13 protein-coding genes are annotated in these 18,493 nt (G+C 68.9%); 2 read left to right on the forward strand and 11 right to left on the reverse strand.

Annotated features, from left to right (window positions below; translation table 11 throughout):
- Nucleotides 1-72: 72 nt before the first annotated feature.
- The 10 genes from FH610_RS36570 to FH610_RS36610 form a co-directional block, all read right to left on the reverse strand.
- Nucleotides 73-1,746: an FAD-dependent monooxygenase gene (locus FH610_RS36570; RefSeq protein ID WP_161628172.1), complete on the reverse strand. Its 1,674-nt coding sequence runs from the start codon at nucleotides 1,744-1,746 to the stop codon at nucleotides 73-75.
- 20 nt (nucleotides 1,747-1,766) lie between these two features.
- Nucleotides 1,767-2,030 (reverse strand): acyl carrier protein, encoded by a 264-nt coding sequence (locus FH610_RS43100; RefSeq protein ID WP_161628173.1) that lies wholly within the window; start codon nucleotides 2,028-2,030, stop codon nucleotides 1,767-1,769.
- An 18-nt stretch (nucleotides 2,031-2,048) separates the two neighbouring features.
- Entirely contained in the window at nucleotides 2,049-3,260 is a 1,212-nt protein-coding gene (locus FH610_RS36575) for a ketosynthase chain-length factor (protein ID WP_139579811.1), read from the reverse strand.
- Nucleotides 3,257-4,528 carry a beta-ketoacyl-[acyl-carrier-protein] synthase family protein gene (locus FH610_RS36580; RefSeq protein WP_139579812.1) on the reverse strand — a complete coding sequence of 424 codons (1,272 nt, stop codon included), beginning with the start codon at nucleotides 4,526-4,528 and terminating at the stop codon, nucleotides 3,257-3,259. The genes FH610_RS36575 and FH610_RS36580 overlap by 4 nt, the downstream gene beginning before the upstream one ends.
- 165 nt (nucleotides 4,529-4,693) lie before the next feature.
- Nucleotides 4,694-6,553 (reverse strand): AfsR/SARP family transcriptional regulator, encoded by a 1,860-nt coding sequence (locus FH610_RS36585; protein WP_139579813.1) that lies wholly within the window; start codon nucleotides 6,551-6,553, stop codon nucleotides 4,694-4,696.
- A 938-nt stretch (nucleotides 6,554-7,491) separates the two neighbouring features.
- Nucleotides 7,492-8,952 carry an acyl-CoA carboxylase subunit beta gene (locus FH610_RS36590; protein ID WP_139579814.1) on the reverse strand — a complete coding sequence of 487 codons (1,461 nt, stop codon included), beginning with the start codon at nucleotides 8,950-8,952 and terminating at the stop codon, nucleotides 7,492-7,494.
- A gap of 124 nt (nucleotides 8,953-9,076) precedes the next feature.
- Nucleotides 9,077-10,138, reverse strand: a complete 1,062-nt coding sequence (locus tag FH610_RS36595; protein WP_041952843.1) for a methyltransferase — start codon at nucleotides 10,136-10,138, stop codon at nucleotides 9,077-9,079.
- A 35-nt stretch (nucleotides 10,139-10,173) separates the two neighbouring features.
- Entirely contained in the window at nucleotides 10,174-10,560 is a 387-nt protein-coding gene (locus tag FH610_RS36600; RefSeq protein ID WP_041952844.1) for a PPOX class F420-dependent oxidoreductase, read from the reverse strand.
- 20 nt (nucleotides 10,561-10,580) lie between these two features.
- A complete protein-coding gene (locus tag FH610_RS36605; RefSeq protein ID WP_139579815.1) occupies nucleotides 10,581-12,239 on the reverse strand; it encodes an FAD-dependent monooxygenase in 1,659 nt (552 codons plus the stop codon).
- Between the two features lie 44 nt (nucleotides 12,240-12,283).
- Nucleotides 12,284-13,381 carry a methyltransferase gene (locus FH610_RS36610; RefSeq protein WP_161628174.1) on the reverse strand — a complete coding sequence of 366 codons (1,098 nt, stop codon included), beginning with the start codon at nucleotides 13,379-13,381 and terminating at the stop codon, nucleotides 12,284-12,286.
- Nucleotides 13,382-13,542: 161 nt separating this feature from the next.
- Between FH610_RS36610 and FH610_RS36615 the strand changes: the two genes are divergently transcribed.
- Complete coding sequence (locus FH610_RS36615; RefSeq protein WP_139579817.1) at nucleotides 13,543-15,183, forward strand: FAD-dependent monooxygenase; 1,641 nt, start codon at nucleotides 13,543-13,545, stop codon at nucleotides 15,181-15,183.
- Between the two features lie 37 nt (nucleotides 15,184-15,220).
- Nucleotides 15,221-17,110, forward strand: a complete 1,890-nt coding sequence (locus tag FH610_RS36620) for a KedN5 family methylcobalamin-dependent radical SAM C-methyltransferase (protein WP_139579818.1) — start codon at nucleotides 15,221-15,223, stop codon at nucleotides 17,108-17,110.
- A gap of 51 nt (nucleotides 17,111-17,161) precedes the next feature.
- Here the strand turns inward: FH610_RS36620 and FH610_RS36625 are convergent, their stop codons facing one another.
- Nucleotides 17,162-18,442 carry a DUF6365 family protein gene (locus FH610_RS36625; protein WP_139579819.1) on the reverse strand — a complete coding sequence of 427 codons (1,281 nt, stop codon included), beginning with the start codon at nucleotides 18,440-18,442 and terminating at the stop codon, nucleotides 17,162-17,164.
- Between the last annotated feature and the right edge of the window lie 51 nt (nucleotides 18,443-18,493).

Consider the following 18,493-nt stretch of genomic DNA (forward strand, 5'->3'; position numbering starts at 1 on the left):
AAGGCGCCCCTGGCCGGTGGTCGTTCGCTCACCACCGTCCAGGGGCGCCGTGCCATCAGCCCAGCCGTGCCATCAGCCCAGCCGTGTCATCAGCCCAGGAGCGCCGTGCCATCCGCCCAGCACCTGACGCATGACCGCGTCGAGCGAGGCGGCCTCGTCACCGGACGGCGCGCGCCAGGCCACATATCCGTCGGGCCGGACGAGCAGGGCGCCGTCCGGTTTGATGCCGGCGACGGCAGGCCAGCGCCGCTCCTCGTCGACCAGGTCACCCTCCTCCGCCAGCCGGTAGACCGCCAGCGGCAGGCCGGCCCAGGGCTCGGCCGCCTCCTGCCATACCTGGCCGGCCGGTCCGCACAGCAGGGCGAAACCGGACTCGACCAGGTCCAGCGTGGACATCCGCGCGCCGGAAGGCCCGCCGAGCCACAGATGTGGCACCCGGCTGCCCGCGTGCCCGTCCAGGTTGAGCCCAGGATCGCTGATCGAGGGCAGGCCTGGCCGAGGCGAGACGATCACCGGGGAGTCGTACTGCGGACACAGCGACACGACCACCGGATGCGCCATGCCCAACCGCTCCCGCTCGGCGAGCGAGGACTTCAGATCCCAGTGCAGCCGCGGGTTGCGCTGCACGAGCATGGCCTGCTCGACGGTGAACCGGCCGACCGGCAGGCGCTCCCGCTCGTAACTGTCCACAAGCCCGGCCCCCGCCTTCCCCCGCAGGGCGAAGGCGAGCTTCCACGCCAGGTTGTGCGCGTCGGCGATACCGGTGTTCAGCCCGTACGCGCCGCTGGGCGGCATCACGTGCGCGGAATCGCCGACGAGGAACACCCGGCCCTGCTGGAAGCGGTCCGCCACGAACGCCGCAGCCTGCCACGGCATCACCGCGAGCAGTTCGATGTCCAGGTCCGGCAGGCCGATGGCCTGACGGACGACCTGAAGGCAGCGCTCCGGCGGGAAGTCCTCGGGAGTCAGTCCGCTGTCCGGGGGACAGGAGATGTAGAACACCCAGCGGTCGGTGTTGTTGATCGCCAGCAGCAGCCCCTCGGCGCCCGGGCAGCGAATCTCACACACCACGAACTCGTGACCGCGCACGAGATCGGTGAGATCGGCCCGGAACAGCACAGTGATCATCGGCGCGCCCAGCGGACCCGGCCCGGTCGTGCCGATGCCCAGCCGCTCCCGGATCGAGCTGTTCGCACCGTCCGCCGCGATCACGTAGTCGGCGGTGATCACCGATGTCCGTCCGGTCGCCCGGTCGGCCACGGTGACCGTGACCGAGTCCTCGCCCTGCCGCAGATCGACCACTTCGCTGTCGAAGCGCACCTCGGCGCCGTGCTCCCTGGCCGAGGCGAGCAGGATCGGTTCGAGCTCGTCCTGCGGGCAGATGCCGTTGGTGCTGGTGATCGGGCTGACCGAGCCGACCACGTCGACGGCGTCGGCGTCGTCGTCGGCGACGGGGGAGATGCGCGTAGCCGTGCCGAGGTCACTGCCGGCCAGCCGCTCCACCACCACCTTCCCGCCGTTGCGTGCCATCACGCTGCCGGCGGCGAGCACGACCTCGTCCAGCCCGGCCGTACGCAGCAGTTCCCTGGTTCGCGGCGCGAGCCCGGTCGCCCTCGGGTAGATCGACGTGCGCGCGTGCCGCTCCACGAGTAGCGGCCGGACACCCTGGCGGGCGAGAAACAGCGCCGCGGCCAGGCCTGCCCCGCCACCACCGACGATCAGTACGGAAACGTGCTCGTCCGCCACCGGACCCTCCCCTTCGCCCGTCACGCCTGTGCCGGTTGCTGCTGGCGCTCGACGACGAGGGCGACCAGCTCGGCGGGCGTCCTGGCCTCGGACACGGACTCCTCGGGCAGCGACACCCGGTATTCCTGGGAGATCCGGCTCACGGTCTCCATGACCGCCAGCGAGTCGTAGCCGAGGTCCTCGAATTCCATGCCCGCGACGTCGCCGTCCAGGTCCACCGCGTCGTCCTCGCCCGCGCACTCGCGCATGATCCGCACCAGGTTCTCGAGGGTGAACGTCGTCATTGAGATCCTCCTGATCTGTCAACCAGCTGAGCGAACGACCATTGCCGCGTTGAAACCGCCGTATCCCCGGGCCAGCACGAGTGCCGCCGTCCCCCTGGCCGGGCGCGGCTCCCCGATCACCAGGTCGATGTCGTAGCCGGGCGCGGGGCACCGGACGTTCACGGTCGGTGGCACGACGCCGTCTCGCAGCGCCATCAACGCGTCGACGAGGTCGAGTGCGGCGGCACCCGAGGACAGCCGCCCGATCATGCTCTTCGGGGCGGTGACGGGAACACCGTGCGGACCGAACAGCTTGACGATCGCGTCCGACTCGACCCGGTCGAGTTCGGGAACCGCCGCGGCGTCGGCGAAGACCATCGCGATGTCCTCGGTCCGCACGCCGGCGTCGGCGAGGGCGATCTCGGCGGCACGCCGCAGCGTCGGCTCCCGGCCGGACCCGGGCGCGGGGTCGAAGGTCGCGCCGTAGCCGGCGATCTCGCCGTAGATCTCGGCCCCACGCCGCCGCGCCGCGTCCGCGTCCTCCAGGACGAGGATGGCTCCGCCCTCGCCGGGCACGCTTCCGGTCGCCTCCTGCGCGAACGGCAGGTAGGCCGCGTCCGGGTCGTCCCCGAGGCTGACCCGGCCGCTCGCCAGGTAGGCCGCCAGCCCGTACGGGCACAGGGAAGCGTCGATCCCGCCGGTGAGCATGAGCCGATGACCGCCGCGGATCTTGCGGCGAGCCTGCGCCACCGCGTCCAGACCGCCTGCCTGCTCGGTGACGAACACCCCGGTCGGACCGCGCATGCCGTGCCGGATCGACAGCTGCCCGGTGTTGACGGCGTAGAACCATGCGAACGACATGTAGGCGCTGACGTGGTTCGGCCCCTTGCTGTACAGCTTTTCCAGTTCGTGCTGGCCGAACTCGAACCCGCCGGCGGAGCTGGACGTGATCACCCCGGCGTCCAGAGAAGGCATGCCGGCCAGGTCGGCCCCGGCGTCGGCCAGCGCCCAGTCCGAGGCGACCAGCGCCAGTTGGGTCATCCGGTCGGTCTGCGGGATCAGCCGGCTCGGCAGCCGGCCGCCGACCTCGAAGTCGATCTCGCCGGCCAGCCGGATCGGATACGGGCTCGGGTCGAAGCGGGTGATCCGCCGGATCGCGTTCTCCCCGCGCAGAGTCGACGACCAGTGCGTGTCGAGGCCGACTCCGTTGGGTGCGGCGACCCCGATTCCCGTGACGACCGTCCTGGTCATGCCGCCGCCTCCGCAGGACGCGCCAGCACCATCGCACTCTGGAACCCACCGAATCCACTGCCGACCGTGAGTGCCACGTCCACCTGCCGCTCGCGGGCGACCAGCGGCACGTAGTCCAAGCCCAGTTCCGGGTCCGGCGAGTGCAGATTCGCGGTGGGCGGCACCACACCGTGCTCGATGGCCAGCGCGCACGCGGCGACCTCGATCGAGCCGATCGCCCCAAGAGAGTGGCCGATCATCGACTTGATCGAGCTGATCGGCACCTGGTAGGCGTGATCACCGAGACTGCGCTTGAACGCGGCTGTCTCGTGGCGGTCGTTCTGCTTGGTCGCCGTGCCGTGTGCGTTGACGTAGTCGACCGACTCCGGGTTCAGCCGCGCCTCGTCCAGTGCCGCGGTGATCGCGGCTGCCAGCTCCTCGCCGTCCGGGCGGAGACCGGTCATGTGATAGGCGTTGCTGCGGCCGGCGAATCCGCCGATCTCCGCGTAGATGTGCGCGCCCCGGGCCACGGCCGCGGTCAGTTCCTCCAGCACCAGCACGGCGCTTCCCTCGCCGAGGACGAAGCCGTTGCGGGTGACGTCGAACGGCCTGGACGCCCCGGCCGGGTCGTCGTTGTGCCGCGAGGTCGCTCTGATCGCATCGAAGCAGGCGACGGTGATGGGCGCGATGGGCGCGTCCGCACCCCCCGCGATCATGATGTCCGCGGTGCCTTCGCGGATCAGCTCACACGCGTATCCGATGGCGTCGATCCCCGACGTACAGCCCGCGGAGACGACGGTCGACGGCCCTTCGGCCCCGGCGAGCCACGACAGCTCCGCGGCCATCGAGCTGGGCACGAAGTAGTCGTAGAGATGCGGCACGCCATAGGTGTGATTCACCAGCCAATGACGGCCGCCGTCACTCATGGTGACGTACTCCTCCTCGAGTCTCTGCGTGCAGCCGACCGCGCACCCGATGCTCACCCCGGCCCGGTGTGCCTGACCGGAGGTGATGTCCAAACCGCTGTCGGCGATCGCCTCCTTGGCGGCGACGACCGCGAACTGCGTGACCCGGTCCATTCGCCGGATCTCCTGTGGGCGAAGGCCTTCCTGCCTCGGGTCGAAATCACACTCGGCGGCCATCCGGGATCGGTAAGGCGAGGGATCGAAAGAAGTGATGGGGCGGGTCGCACTGATTCCCGATGTGATCCGCTCCCAGAACGCCTTCTTACCGATTCCGCCCGGCGCCACAACGCCGATCCCTGTTATCACGACGCGACATTGGCTCACCACGGCCTCCTAGCGGGGGAAAGTAGGGATACCAACTGTGGTCGGTGTAAGGCTGAAGGAAGCGCCTAGAGCGGGACTCGAAGCCCACCGAATTCGCCCCGCAGGACGACAAGCGGCACGTCGCCCGATGAGTGGGTGACGTGCCGCTTGTGGCCGTGCCGTTCGTCAGACGTCAGCGGGCTCCCGGAGCGGGCTGGTGCTCGGCCCGACGGGTCTGGCCGGCGGCGCGTCCCAGGGATCCACGAGCTGCCGGACCGCGGCCTGGAACAGCGCGGGAACCCGGTAGCCGGACTCGTGGCCCTCCCGCGTGGACGTCTGTTCCTCGATGAGGCTGGCGTCCACCAACTGCTCCAGCAAGGTCTCCGCCGCGGCCACCCGGACGTCGAGCAGGTCGGCCACGACGGCCGGGGTCACGGTTTGCCCGCACAGCCCGGCTACCAGGTCGAGCGCGTCGCGGGTGATCCCGCTCAGCTGGCGGCGGCTGGCCTCGACGCTGGCCAGCAGTTCGTCCCCGTACTCCCCCAGCTCCACCAGGAGGTTGTCGGACCGGCTCAACCGGCCGATCATCCGGTCGAGGCTCCAGTGCGGCCGTGCGGCGATTCGGCCGGCCACCGCACGCAGGGCCAGCGGCAACCGGTCACAGGTCCGGATGAGCGTCCGCGCGGCCTCGGGCTCGGTCTCGACCCGCTCGGGACCGATCAGCCGGCCCAGCAGTTCCAGCGCCGAGTCCTCGGGCAGCGGCCCCAGGCTGATGTTGACCATGCCGGGCACCGCGGTCGGCCGGGTCCGGCTCACAACGAGCATCGCGCATGACGAACCCCCGGGGGTGAGCTCCCGGATGTGCCGGGCGGCGAGGACCTCGTCGAGTACGACCAGAACCTTGCGGTCCGCGGTCCAGGTGCGGAACATGTTGCTCAGTTCCCGCAGCCCGGGGGGCAACCGGTCCGGTGGTATCCCGCAGCTACGGAGGAAGCCCGCCAGGATGTCCGCCAGCCCACGGCCACTGTCACCCAAGTCGCCCACGTTCGCGTAGAACTGGCCGTCGGGGAACAACGACCGGAGCTCGTGTGCCGCCTGGAGCGCGAACGCCGTCTTGCCGACGCCGGGCGGACCGAGGACCTGCACGATGCTCAGCCCACGGTCACCGGCCACGGCCGACCGGAGTCTCCTCGTCTCCCCCGTACGGCCGACGAAATCGGTGATCGCGGGCGGCAGTTGTGCGGGCGAGGTGGGCGCCATGGCCGACACCTGGTGGCCGACCTCCCCGTCGCCCTTGAGGATCGAGTGGTGCAGCCGCTGGATCTCGGTGGACGGCTCGAGGCCGAGCCCGGCGACCAGCTCGGTCCTGGTCCGCTGGTAGACGTCCAGCGCCTCGGCCCGGCGTCCGCAGCGCACCAACGCGAGCATCAGCTTGGCCACGAAACCCTCGTGTGCCGGATTCGCGCTGACCAGCGAGAGCAGCTCGCTGACGACCTCGTGATGCCGGCCGAGCTGCAGGTCGAGCTCCAACCGCAGCTCCAGGACCTCCTTGCGGATCTCCTCCAGCCGAGTCGCCTCGGCGTCGAGCAGGGGCCCTCTCTCCACATCCGTCAGCGCCGCCCCCGACCAGAGACCGAGCGCCTCGTTTAACGCTGCGACCGCGTCCTCGATGAGCCCTTCGTGGCGGCATGCCTTCGCGCGATTGACCAGCGCCTCGAACTCGTACACGTCGACCTGGTCGTCCTCGCCCAACTGCAGCTCGTAGCCGGGCGGCTTGGTCAGCAGGACCAGTGAGCCGCCGGCGTCCTGGCCTGCCTCGAAACTGCCGAACAGCTTGCGCAACTGGTATATGTACGTCTGCAGCGTCGTTCTGGCGCTCCTCGGAGGCCGGTCACCCCATAGCTCTTCGACCAACGCGCCGCTGCGTACGACCGTGTCGGCGCGTAAGAGCAACAGGGCGAGGACGCGCCGGAGCATAGGCGCCGAGGGAGTCAGCGAGCCCTCCGATGTCACGATCTCCAGCGGACCGAGCAATGTGAACCGCATAAGTTGACCTCGCAGCGATGATCGACAAAGTGGCTCGGGCACGCGGCACCCCACCACGTGGACACGGGCAAGCCGCCGGAGGGCGCGCGGCTGTACACCCACGCCGATGCCGGCTTACCGGAGACAAGGGAGTTGGATGACCGCTCGTCGCAGCGGTCCCCAGTCAAGAGCCGAAGATCACCTGATGATGTGACTCACATTGATCCCCCGTTTCTCGCATCGCCGGAAGATGAGATCACCGAGCCGGCAGGACACACCACCGCACATGCGATCTCAAACTTCGCCCAGAAGCCTTCTCCCGGCGTGCGCAAGTCAGTAGAGAAAGTCTTTGATCCGGACAGGCGCTACAGGCGTGTTCCGAGTGAGCCGTCGCCGTCGGCAAGAATCCCGTTCCAGGCTTTCGACATATCCCTCACGCCTTTCATGCCTCCGATCTCACTGATCAGGTCATGGTCGCGCCGATACCTCGCCCAGGAGGAACCAACGGGCTAAACGGCCGGGTGTCACCTGCTCCGCGCGACATTAAGGCCCACGGAAAAAGCGCCCAAGATCCTGCCCGCAGCCATCGAACACTGCTTTGCGAAATGGCTTCACAAGCAAACCGCACAAACATCGCCCCGTGCGGAACTTATTCTGGCAAATTTTCCAGAGGGGATCAAGAGGTCACCTGAGGGCAAAACCACCGCTGCACGCAATCCCGGCCGGACCGAAAGAAGGACACAGGCACTACCTGCGGAAACGGTCCGGCATCGACGATCGCCCTTCTCCTGTCAGCAGTCGGTCGAGGCACACCTTGACCACTTGTAGTTAGCCACAGTCACACATAGTGTCGATCACAGTGACTGTTCGTGCCCGTGATCGCGAATACGCGTTCATCCGCAGTGGATCAATAATTCACCGAGATGGCCTTGATATATCGATTTCCGGCGGAGGTTCGTTTACAGCGGAATGTTTCCGTGCCGTCCTGCCGAATTCCCGCCGCGTGTGGCGATCGCGGCCGCCAGCGCGGCGGCGAGCCGGCGCTGGGTCGACGCCGGGTCGATCACCTCGTCCACCACGCCGATCGCCACCGCCCGGTCCACGCCCCCGACGGCACGCGCATGTTCCGCCGCCAGCCGATCGTGCAAGGCTTCCCGCTCGTCCTCGGCGGCGGCGGCGAGCTGCCGACGATGCAGGATCCCGACCGCGGCCTGAGCGGACATGACGGCGACCTCTGCCTGCGGCCAGGCGAACACGGCGGTGGCGCCGAGAGCCCGCGAGTTCATCGCGACGTACGCGCCGCCGTACGCCTTGCGTAGCACCAGGGTGACCCGTGGCACGGTGGCTTCGGCGAACGCGTGCAGCAGCTTCGCGCCCCGCCGCACCACACCGCCGCGTTCCTGTCCGAGCCCGGGCAGATATCCGGGTACGTCGACGAGAACCACGAGTGGAATGCCGAAGGAATCACACATTCGGATGAAGCGTGCGGCCTTCTCGGCACTGACCGAGTCGAGACAACCGGCGAGCCGGAGTGGATTGTTGGCCACCACCCCCACCGTGCCGCCGGCCAACCGGCCGAGCCCGACCACCATGCTCGGTCCCCATCTGGGCTGAAGTTCCTCGAAGCTGCTGCGCAGCTCGGCGTCCGGGGAGATCGTCGGGTCGAGCATCTCGTGGACGACCGAACGTATGTCGTAGGCGCGTCTGGCCTCGTCAGGAAGCAGTGCACGCAGGTCGGGGCCGTGCTCGGGGAGCAGGTCGAGATCGATGTCACCGGCGCCGGCCAGCAGCCCGGTCAGCCGGCGTGTCCTGAGATAGGCGTCCGCCTCGTCGTCGGCGGCGACGTGCATCACGCCCGAGTCCTTGCCGTGCAGTTCGGGGCCGCCGAGCGTGACCATGTCCACCGCCTGCCCGGTCACGCTGCGTACGACGTCAGGACCGGTCACGAAGACCCGCGCCTCGGGCGCCATGACGACGATGTCGGTCAGCGCGGGGCCGTAGGCGGCGCCGCCTGCGGCGGGGCCCAGCACCACCGAGATCTGCGGCACCTTGCCCGACGCCCGGACCATGGCCGCGAAGACCCTGCCGACTCCGTCGAGCGCCTGCACCCCCTCGCCGAGCCTGGCGCCGCCGGAGTGCCACAGGCCGATCACCGGGCACCGTTCCCGTACGGCGGTGTCGATCGCCGCGACGATGTGGTCGCAGCCCGCCGTGCCCATCGCGCCACCCATCGTCGTGGCGTCGCTGCAGTAAACGACCACCGGCAGGCCCGTGATCTGCCCGCGGACAGCATAGGCGCCGCTGTCGTCGGCCGGCCGTAACTCCTCCACGGAATCCTGGTCGAGCAGTTTCCTCACTCGGACACGCGGGTCCCGGGTGTTCTCGCTGCCGGTTTCCGATCGTGGGATTGTCGTCGTCATACGCGGGCTCCTGTGGTCATCCGTCCGATCGAAAGCAAGGAGAACGGGGTCTCCAGCGCACGGCGGATGCCGGACCGGCTCGCGGAAGCCGGGCCGGTACGGCACCGCCGCGAAAGGCGACAGGTCAGCGGCGGACCGCCTCGATGATCGTGGTCGACTGCACGCCGGTCCACGCGGGACGCACCGGGATGAGTCTGGACAGTTCGAACCCGGCGCGCTCCAGCAGCTTCTGGAAATCCGCCTCGGTCCGCTCCCTGCCGCCGGGGCTGCTCAGCAACATCATCACGTCACTGCGAGCAGCGATCTTCGATGCCACCGAGTCGTCGAACCGCTCCGGGCACACGGTCTCGACGAGCAGGAGCCGGCCACCCGGCTTCATCGCCCTGTGGCAGTTGGCCAGGATCTGAACGCTGCGCTCGTCGTCCCAGTCGTGGACGACGCTCTTGAGGATGTAGAGGTCGCCGCCGGCGGGCACCGACTCGAAGAAGTCACCCGCGACGATCTCGATGTCCTTGCCGCCCTCCGTCGTGGCCAGGTGCGACCTCGCCGCCTCCAGCAGGAACGGCTGGTCGAGGAGAATCCCCCGCAGCCCGGGGTTGGCCGCCACCACCGCGGCGAGCAGCGAACCCAGGCCGCCGCCCACGTCGACCACGGTGGAACATCCGCTGAAGTCGTAGGCGTCGACCACCGAGCCGACCGTGTAGGTGGAGAAGAAGGTCATCGACTGGCTCAGCAGGGCGATGACCTCGGGCGGCGGTTCGGAGAACACCGCCGACCCCTTCTCGAACAGGGCCGTCTTGCCGGTCTGCAGCACGTCGGCCAGACCTGCCCAGCGCTCCAGGTGTTCCGGGCTGGCCAGCGTCATCGCCACGGCGTAGAGCGAATCCCGCACATCGCTGCGCAGGTGATAACCGACATCGGTCAATCCGAACACCCCGGACCGGGGCTCCTCCAGCACCCCCGAGCTGACCAGCAGCCGCAGGAATCTGAGCAACGACGCCGCGTCCGTCGCCGACGCGGCCGCGAGTTCGTCCACCGGCCGCGGGCCGTCGGCCAGCAGATCCGCGATCTTCAGCTGTGCGGCCACGTGCACCGCGCTCGACTCGTGGTGGCCCGTGATCAGCTGGAACAGCTCGACCGCCGACGTCGGCGCATCGGTTCCGCCCGCGACCTCTATCTCGACCATGCGTACTCCTCTGCTGTGGAAGTCCTCGCCGACGGTCACACGTCTCTCGCGTTCATCGGCCCGAACCGGTCACCGTCGATCCCCCACGCCACCAGCCGGTGCGGGGTGACCCGGATCAGCGGCGTGTCGGAGTCGGCGCCGATGGCCTCGGCCTTGCCCCTGATCTCGATGCCGCGCGGCCGCCACGGGTCGACCGACTCCAATTCGTCGACCACCAGCGCGGCCTGCCCCGTCTCCTGCACGTCCCGGAACTTCCTGCTGCGCCGCATCACCTCCGCGTAGCCGTGGATGTCGATCGTGCCCAGGTCGGCGTTGTAGTCGAACCCCACGGGGACGACGTGTGGCGCGCCGCTCGCGTTCACGGTGGCCAGCCGGCACAGCCGCTGCGCCCCGAGGAAGGCGAGCTCGTTTTCTGTGAACACTTCGCTTCTCCTTTCTCCTTTCACGCCGATGCCGCGGCACCGGCGTCGGAGCGGTCCAGCAGACCGTTGAGAACGCCGGCGAGCCGCTCGCCCGCGTCCTGCTGCGCTCCGGTGCTGCGCCAGGCGACGAAATTGTCCGGCCGGACGAGCACCGCACCTTCGGCGGTGATGCCGACCTGCTCGATCACCTTGTCGTCGGCGTCCTTGACGTCGCCGTCGGGCCCCAGCCGGTACACCGTCACGGGCAGCTCGCTGTTCAGCCTGTCCGCGGCCTGCCGCCACCCGGCCGCGTTCGGCCCCAGGAGCAGGGCGAAACCGGCGCCGGCCAGGTCCAGGGTGGAGACCTTCTCCCCCTTGCGCTCGACCCACACGTGCGGCAACCTGCTGCCGGGCGAGCCGTCCAGGTTCTGCTCGACGTCCTCAAGGGAGGGCAGCTCCTCGCGGGCATCGATCACGGCGCCCCGCGTGTACTGGAAACCGAAGCCGGTGACCAGCGGGTCGGCGATCCGCAGCTTCGCCTTCTCCGCCTCGCCCTCAGGGCTGTTGTCCCAGTGCAACTCCATGAACCGGAAGCGCAGCCTGGCCTGCTCGCAGGTGAACTGCGCGATCGGCAGGCGCTCCTGGTCGTAGGTGTCCAGCAGCCCCGGCCCGGCCTCGCCGTTGATCACCATGGCCAGCTTCCAGCTCAGGTTGTAGGCGTCGCCGATTCCGGTGCTCATGCCGAAGGCGCCGACGGGTGGAATGGTGTGCGCGGCGTCGCCGGCCATCAGGACCCTGCCGACCCGCAGCTTGTCGACCACGCGTGCCGACATCTGCCATGCGAGCCGGGCCAGGACCTCCACCTCGAGGTCAGGCCTGCCGACGACCTTGCGCACGATCTCCGCGCAGCGCTCCGGCGGGTAGTCCTCCAGCGACTCCTTGTCCGCGTCGTACGTGAAGTGGAAGACCCAGCGGTCCTTGTTGTTGATCGTCAGGAGGATGCCCTCGATCTCCCCGGTGCGAATCTCGGCGAACGCGAACTCGTTGCCGGCGACCAGGTCGCTCAGGTCCGCGCGGAACATCATGTTGATCATCGGCTCGCCGAGCTTGTCCAAGCCGCTCATGGTGAGCCCCAGCGAGCGCCGGGTGCGGCTGGACGCGCCGTCCGCGCCGACGACGTAGCCGGCCCGCACGTCGCGGCGCTCGCCGGTCTCGTTGTTCAACAGCGTCACGGTGACTCCGGAGTCGTCCTGCGTCAGCGACTCCAGCTCGGTGGAGAACTGGACCTCCACCCCGCGGTCCGCCGCCGCGGCCACGAGCATGCGGTCGATCTGGTCCTGTGAGCATGGGCCGATGTCGGTCGGGCTGATCCGCCTGGTCACCTCCAGCACGTCCAGCGGAGGCGTGGGGAACCGCGGTGCCGCGGCCAGGTCACTGTCGGCCAGCGACGGCGACACATTGATCTTGCTCATGCTCGGCGCCAGCTCGGCGCTGGCCTCGCGCATCCGCTCCTCCAGCCCCATGGCGCGGAAGAACTCACGCGCCGGCGGCTGCACACCGGTGGCCCGCGGATGGATGGACGTGGTGGCGCGGCGCTCGACCACCAGTGATCGAACCCCGTGGCGGGCCAGCGCGACAGCCGTCGACAATCCGACGGTGCCCCCGCCCACGATCAGCACCGGAACGTGTTCGTACGCCATGACAAGGCCTTTCTGGTGAGGAGGACAGCTAGGAGGGGGCCGGGTCAGGGGCGGACGGCCTCGACGATCATGCTGGAGCGCACGCCGGTCCAGGCGGGCCTGATCTCGATGATCCGCCCGGGCCGGAATCCGGCCGCCGACACCAGCGCCTGGAACTCGGCGGCCGACCGCTCCTTGGCGTTGGCGTTGACCATCATGTTGACGTCGCTGCGGGCGGCGATCCTGGACGCGATCGAGTCGTCGAACCTCTCGGGATACTGCGTCTCGACCACGAGCAGCCTGCCGCCGGGCTTGAGCTGGTTGTAGCAGTTGGTCATGATCTCGACGCTGCGCTCGTCGTCCCAGTCGTGGATCACGTTGTTGAGCAGGTACGCGTCACCGCCGGCCGGCACCGCGTCGAAGAAGTCCCCGCCGACGATCTCGCACCGGTCGGCCACGGGGTTGCCCGCCATCCGCCGCTTGGCGTTCTCCGCCATGTACGGCAGGTCGAACATGATCCCGCGCAGGCCGGGGTTGGCGGCCAGGATGGCCGAGATCAGGATGCCCTCGCCCGCGCCGAGCTCGACCAGGGTGCCGAATCGACCGAAGTCGTAGGCCTGCACCACGGCCTGAGCGGTGTGCGAGACGAAGAAGGTCATCGTCTTGCCCAGCAGTTCGAGGATGTGCGGCGGCATCTGCTTGAACGGATCACCCTTGTGCTCCTCGGGCACCCGGGACGCGCCGGTGCGCACGCAGTCCGCGAGTTCGCCCCAGCGCTGCTGGTTGCGCGGGTTCGCCATCATCAGCGCGAACGAGTGCAGCGAGTCGGCGCGGTCGGTCCGCAGGTGCTCGCCCACCCTGGTCAGCCCGTACAGGCCCGGCTCGGGCTCGGTGAACACACCCGAGCTGACCAGCAGCCGCAGCAGTCTGCGCAGCGCGAACGCGTCGGTCTTGGTGGCGGTCGCGAGCTGCTCGAAGCCGACCGGCCCGGCGGCGACCAGGTCGGCCAGGCCGAGTCTGGCGGCCACGTGCACCGCGCTGGACACATGGTGCGCCGTGATCGACTGGAACAACTTGACGGCGGTAGTCGGTGAATCGCTCGTGCCGGTCAACTCTGCCAGCGCCATGAACACGTCCTTCCACGTCGGGTCGTCGACAGGCACTGTCGCCATCCTCGGTGGACCGCCTCTCGAAGCCCGCTCGATCCGCCGCCGGGGCGAGCCCTTCGAGCCGGGATGGATCGCAGGTCAAGGCGGCGCCACCACAGTGACCTGACCCAGCACAACTCTCCGCGACGTCCACAAGCGAGGAAGAGGGTTCACTCATGCCGGTCGAGCACGTTCCCGTTCTGATCACCGGCGGCAGCACCGTCGGACTGTCCACCGCCGTCGCCCTTGCCCAGCACGGACTACGTCCGATGCTCGTGGAGCGCCGGGACGGAACGCTGATCCACCCGCGGGCGACCGGGCTGCACCCGCCGGCCCGGGAGTTCTTCCGCAGCACCGGTCTCGACGCCCAGATGCGAGAGGCCAGCGCGGTGCTGGCCAGCAGCCTGACCAAGTTCAGCGTGACGACGCTCGCGGGCGACGACCTGTCGAAAGTGGAGCGGATCCCGACTCCGCCGGAGGACGTGGTCGCGGCGACCCTGCGGATAAGTCCCACGGACGTCAACCCCTGTGCGCAGGACCAGATCGACCGGGTGCTGCTGGCCGCCGCCGCCGAGCGGGGAGTGGATGTCCGGTTCTCCACGGAACTGGTGTCGATGACCCAGGACGAGTCCGGGGTGACCGCGACGCTGCTCAACCGGGCGACCGACGAGCGCTACACCGTACGGGCCGACTATCTGGTCGGCGCCGACGGCTCCTCCAGCCGGGTGCGGGAGCTGCTGGGCATCCCCATGGAGATCGAGGATCGGCTCGGCAACCCGATGATCCACATCCTGTTCGACGCGGACCTCGGCGAGCTCATCCGGGGCAACGAGTTCAACTTCTGCGAGATCAGGCACCCGGACTACGAGGGATTGCTGCTGTCGATCAACAACAGGGACCGCTGGGTGTTCCACCGCAGCTACGACGAGACCAAGGAGTCCGTGGCGGACTATCCGGAGGAGCGCTGCCTTGAGCTGATCAAGGGCGCGATCGGGCTGCCCGACCTGCCGGTGAAGATCCTGGCCATGCTGCCGTGGCGGATCTCGGCCGGAGTGGCCGACGCGGTGAGGGACGGCCGGGTCTTCCTGGCCGGGGACGCCATTCATGTCATCCCGCCCATCGGTGGTTTCGGCATGAGCACGGGCATCGCCGACGCCTACAACCTGAGCTGGAAGCTGGCCATGGTGCTGCGCGGCCACGCGGGGCCGGGGCTGCTGGACACCTACTCCCAGGAGCGGCTGCCGATCGCGGAGTTCACCAGAGACCAGGCCGTGCTGCGGTTGCGGTACATGGCCCTGCACTGGGATCCCCGTCCGGAGGCCGAGCAGGAGCGCAACATGCTGCGCATCGCCGATCCGCTCGTCACCAGTTCGGGCTACCAGTACACCGAGGGCGCCGTCCTCGGCGCCCGGGAGGAGCTTCCCTCCCTTGAGGACGTCGAGCAGAACCTGGACGGCTCGCCCGGCAGCCGGGTGCCGCACGTGTGGGTCGAGCGCAAGGGGGAGAAGGTCTCCACCCTCGACCTGGCCGGCACCGGCTTCGCCCTGCTGACCGGTCCGGACGCCACGGGCTGGCAGCAGGCCGGGCAGGCCGTCGCCGAGCACACCGGCCTGCCGTTGGGCGTGTACCGCATCGGGCCGGGCGCCGAGATCGACGACCCCGGCAGCCGTTTCGCCACCGTCGCCGGCATCGGCGAGGAGGGCGCGCTGCTGGTCCGGCCGGACAACTTCGTCGCCTGGCGTGCCACGGGAGCCCACCCCGAGCCGCGCGAGCAGCTCACCGGGATCCTCGACGCCCTCCTGCACCGGACCGCCTGACCGTTCCCCACAGACTCCAGGACAGGAAAGGCGGTCGATGTTGGACATCAGCCTCGTTCAGCAGGGCGCATGGGACATGCCGCTCGACTCGATGCCGCTCGCCGCGGGGTACCTCAAGGCGGTGGTCGACGCCGATCCGGATCTGTCGGCGGAGGCGACCGTGCGGATCCGCAACTTCCGGGGCGGCCGGACGCTGACGCAGATGGCCCGCCGGTTGTTCCTCGACGGGACTCCCGACGTGCTGGCGTTCTCCGTGCTCGGCTGGAACTACCGCAACTTCGGCGCACTGGCCGAGATGTTCAAGCAGCTCAACCCGCACGGCACCGTGATCTTCGGCGGCAACCACGTCGCATACCAGTCCGAGCGGGTGTTCCGCGAGTTCCCGCACGTCGACGTCGTGGTCAACGGCGAGGGCGAGCACACCTTCCGCGAGCTGGTGGCATACCTGCTCGGCCGCCGCGGCGACCTGGACCCGGTCGGCGTGGCCGGCTGCTCCTTCCGCCGCCCCGACGGCTCGGCGCACACCACGCCGGAGCGGGAGCGGATCTCCGACCTGGACACCATTCCCTCGCCTTTCCTCACGGGGGCCATCCCGATGACCGACTCGGCCGGGAACTTCCGTTATGACGTGGCGTTGATGGAGACCAACCGAGGCTGCCCGTACAAGTGCTCGTTCTGCTACTGGGGCGGCGCGGTCGGGCAGAAGATGCGATCGTTCTCCGCCGAACGACTGGCCGAGGAGCTCGACGTGTTCGGCTTCCACCAGGCTCCCTCGATCGTGCTGTGCGATTCCAATTTCGGGCTGCTGGAGTCCGACGAGCAGTTCGTCGAGATGCTGATCAAGACCAGGGAGCGGCACGGCTACCCGCGTGCGCTGGAGACCAGCTGGGCCAAGAACAAGTCGGCCCGGTTCTACAAGATCGTCAAGGAGCTGCAGCGACACGGTTTCCAGAGTTCGTTCACGCTGGCCCTGCAGACTCTCTCCGATGAGGCGCTGACCGGCATGCTGCGCAAGAACATGAAGGTCAACCAGTGGGAGAGCCTGGTCGACTGGCTCAACGAGGAAGGACTGGACTGCTACGCCGAGCTGATCTGGGGCGCTCCGGGCGAGACGCCCACGTCATTCCTCGCCGGCTACGACAGACTGGCCGCCAAACTGTCGCGCATCGCGGTCTACCCGATGTTGTTGCTGCCCAACACGTCCTACAGCGAGCACAGGGAAGTGCACGGGTTCGTGACCATCCGCGGTGAGGACGACGACTTCGAGTACGTGCTCGCCAACCGCAGTTTCACTCTCACCGAGAACCTGGAGATGCAGCGGTTCATCTTCTGGGCCCGGATACTGGGCGAGAACCAGTACCTGCGGCACGTCTGGCAGGCGGCCCGGGAGCTGGCCGGGCTGACGCAGTCGCAGGTGATCAGCAGCCTCAAGCAGTATTTCGAAGAGTCCGACCACCCCTCGGCGATCGCGTTGCTCAACGCCGTTCCCGTGCTCGCCGAGTCACCGGCGATCGCCGGCGCCCTGCGTTCCCTGTACGGCCGGCCCGAACTGGAGGCGGTCGTACACCGGTGGTGGCGGGAGGTGATGGTGCCGCGGTTCCCGCCTCGGTGGCGGCGGTTCGCCGAAGCCCTCTACGAGTACGAGCGCTGGTCCCGCCCGGTGTACGTGGTGCCGGGCGAGGATCCGCCGGCCGGCTGGCGTCTCGCCGGTGACGACGGGTACGAGAGCGAGACCGTGTGCCTGCCGTACGACGTGGCGCAGGCCCTCGCGAACTGGGCGGAAACCGTGGCGTCCGGCCCCACGGAGCGGCCGACGGCGTTCGCGTTCACCGCTCGTCGCGGTTTCCACGACCACCTGGACAACCACGAGACGGCGGCGCACTACATGGCTCAGCCGAGGCGCGTCCCTCAGCCCGCCACGGTCTGAACGGCGAGACCCGTGGGCGGCCACCGGCGGCCCACGGGTCTCGCACTCGGGTCAGGCGTTCTTGATGCCGAGCTTGCCGGCCGCGGCCCGGATCACCTCGTGAGTGGGCGGCAGGTCGTCGACCAACCGGACGTAACGCGACTGCGCTTCGGCCAGCCGCTCACGGACCGCGGGTTCGTACAGGATGCCCCGCATCCCTTCCACCACGGCCCTCTCATCGAACAGCTGCTCGTGGGCCATCGCCGTCAGGTACTCGTTGCCCTGCACCAGCGGCTCGACGAAGTGATACAGCCCCTTCGGCCAGTGCCGGAACGGGTCGATCGGCACGACCTCGCCCAGCCACGAGCGCACGGTGTCCGACAGACCGCCGAGCTCCTGTTCCATGCCGGCGACGCTCTGCTCGTCGGTCAACGTGAACCGGTTGGTGAGCAGCATGCCGGGCGTGCCCATCAGCACGGCGCGAGCGAGCGTCACCGCGTTCATGCTCAGCGACAGCAGCAGGTCCGCGGAGCTGAGCAGCGCGTGATAGCGGTCGGGTGTGGTGGGCGCGAGCACGTGCAGCCGCTCCGCGGGCAGGGTGGTGAAGGGCTCCAGCATGGGACCGACCACCACGACGTGGGTGCTGTCCGGCAACTGGCGCAGATAGTGGGCGAGCAGCTCGGGCACCCGCTCCCCCAGGCGGACCATCATGTCCGTGGTCTGCCGGGTGACCTCCTTGGGCTGCTGCCAGCTCGACACCGGAATCAGCACCAACCGGTCGTTCGGCGACAGGCCGAGCTCGGCGAACACCTTCGCCCGGGTGCGCTCGTCGCGGCCTGGCTCCGGGGCGATGATCCGGTAGGGGTAGCCGCGGCCGGACGGCCCCGGGTCCAGGTGCGCGATCGGAACCGGCCGGAGGTGCACGTCCATGTCCAGGATGTGCCTGTCGTACTCCCGCCCCCAGCCCCGGCCGCAGAAGTCGTAGGCGAAGACGGTGTTCTCCCATTCCCACATGTCGATGGGGAGCAACGGAACGCCGTGCTTCTCGATGAACCATGGGTCGTCCACGCCGCTGCGGACCATGTGGCCCCAGAAGTTGGTGTAGTCGGCCAGCACTATGGCGTCCGGGCGGACATCCCTGATCACCTCGTCGACGAACCGCTCGACCGGCCGGGCGTCGCCGTCGATGATGTGGAACGGATACCTGCCCGCGCGAAACAGCGGCTCCACGGCTTTCGTGGTGACGAAGTGGTTCTGGACCCCGCCGTCGGCCAGTTGGTCGGCGAGGGACAGGCCGACGAAGGTCTCGCCGTACCCACCCAGCACCGGCAGGCTGAAGTGCAACAGTTTCATCCGAACTCCCCTTGGTGGACTCTCCGTCGACGATGGCGAGCGCGCCTCGAG

Source organism: Microbispora catharanthi (assembly GCF_006334915.2).
Classification (GTDB): Bacteria; Actinomycetota; Actinomycetes; order Streptosporangiales; family Streptosporangiaceae; genus Microbispora; species Microbispora catharanthi.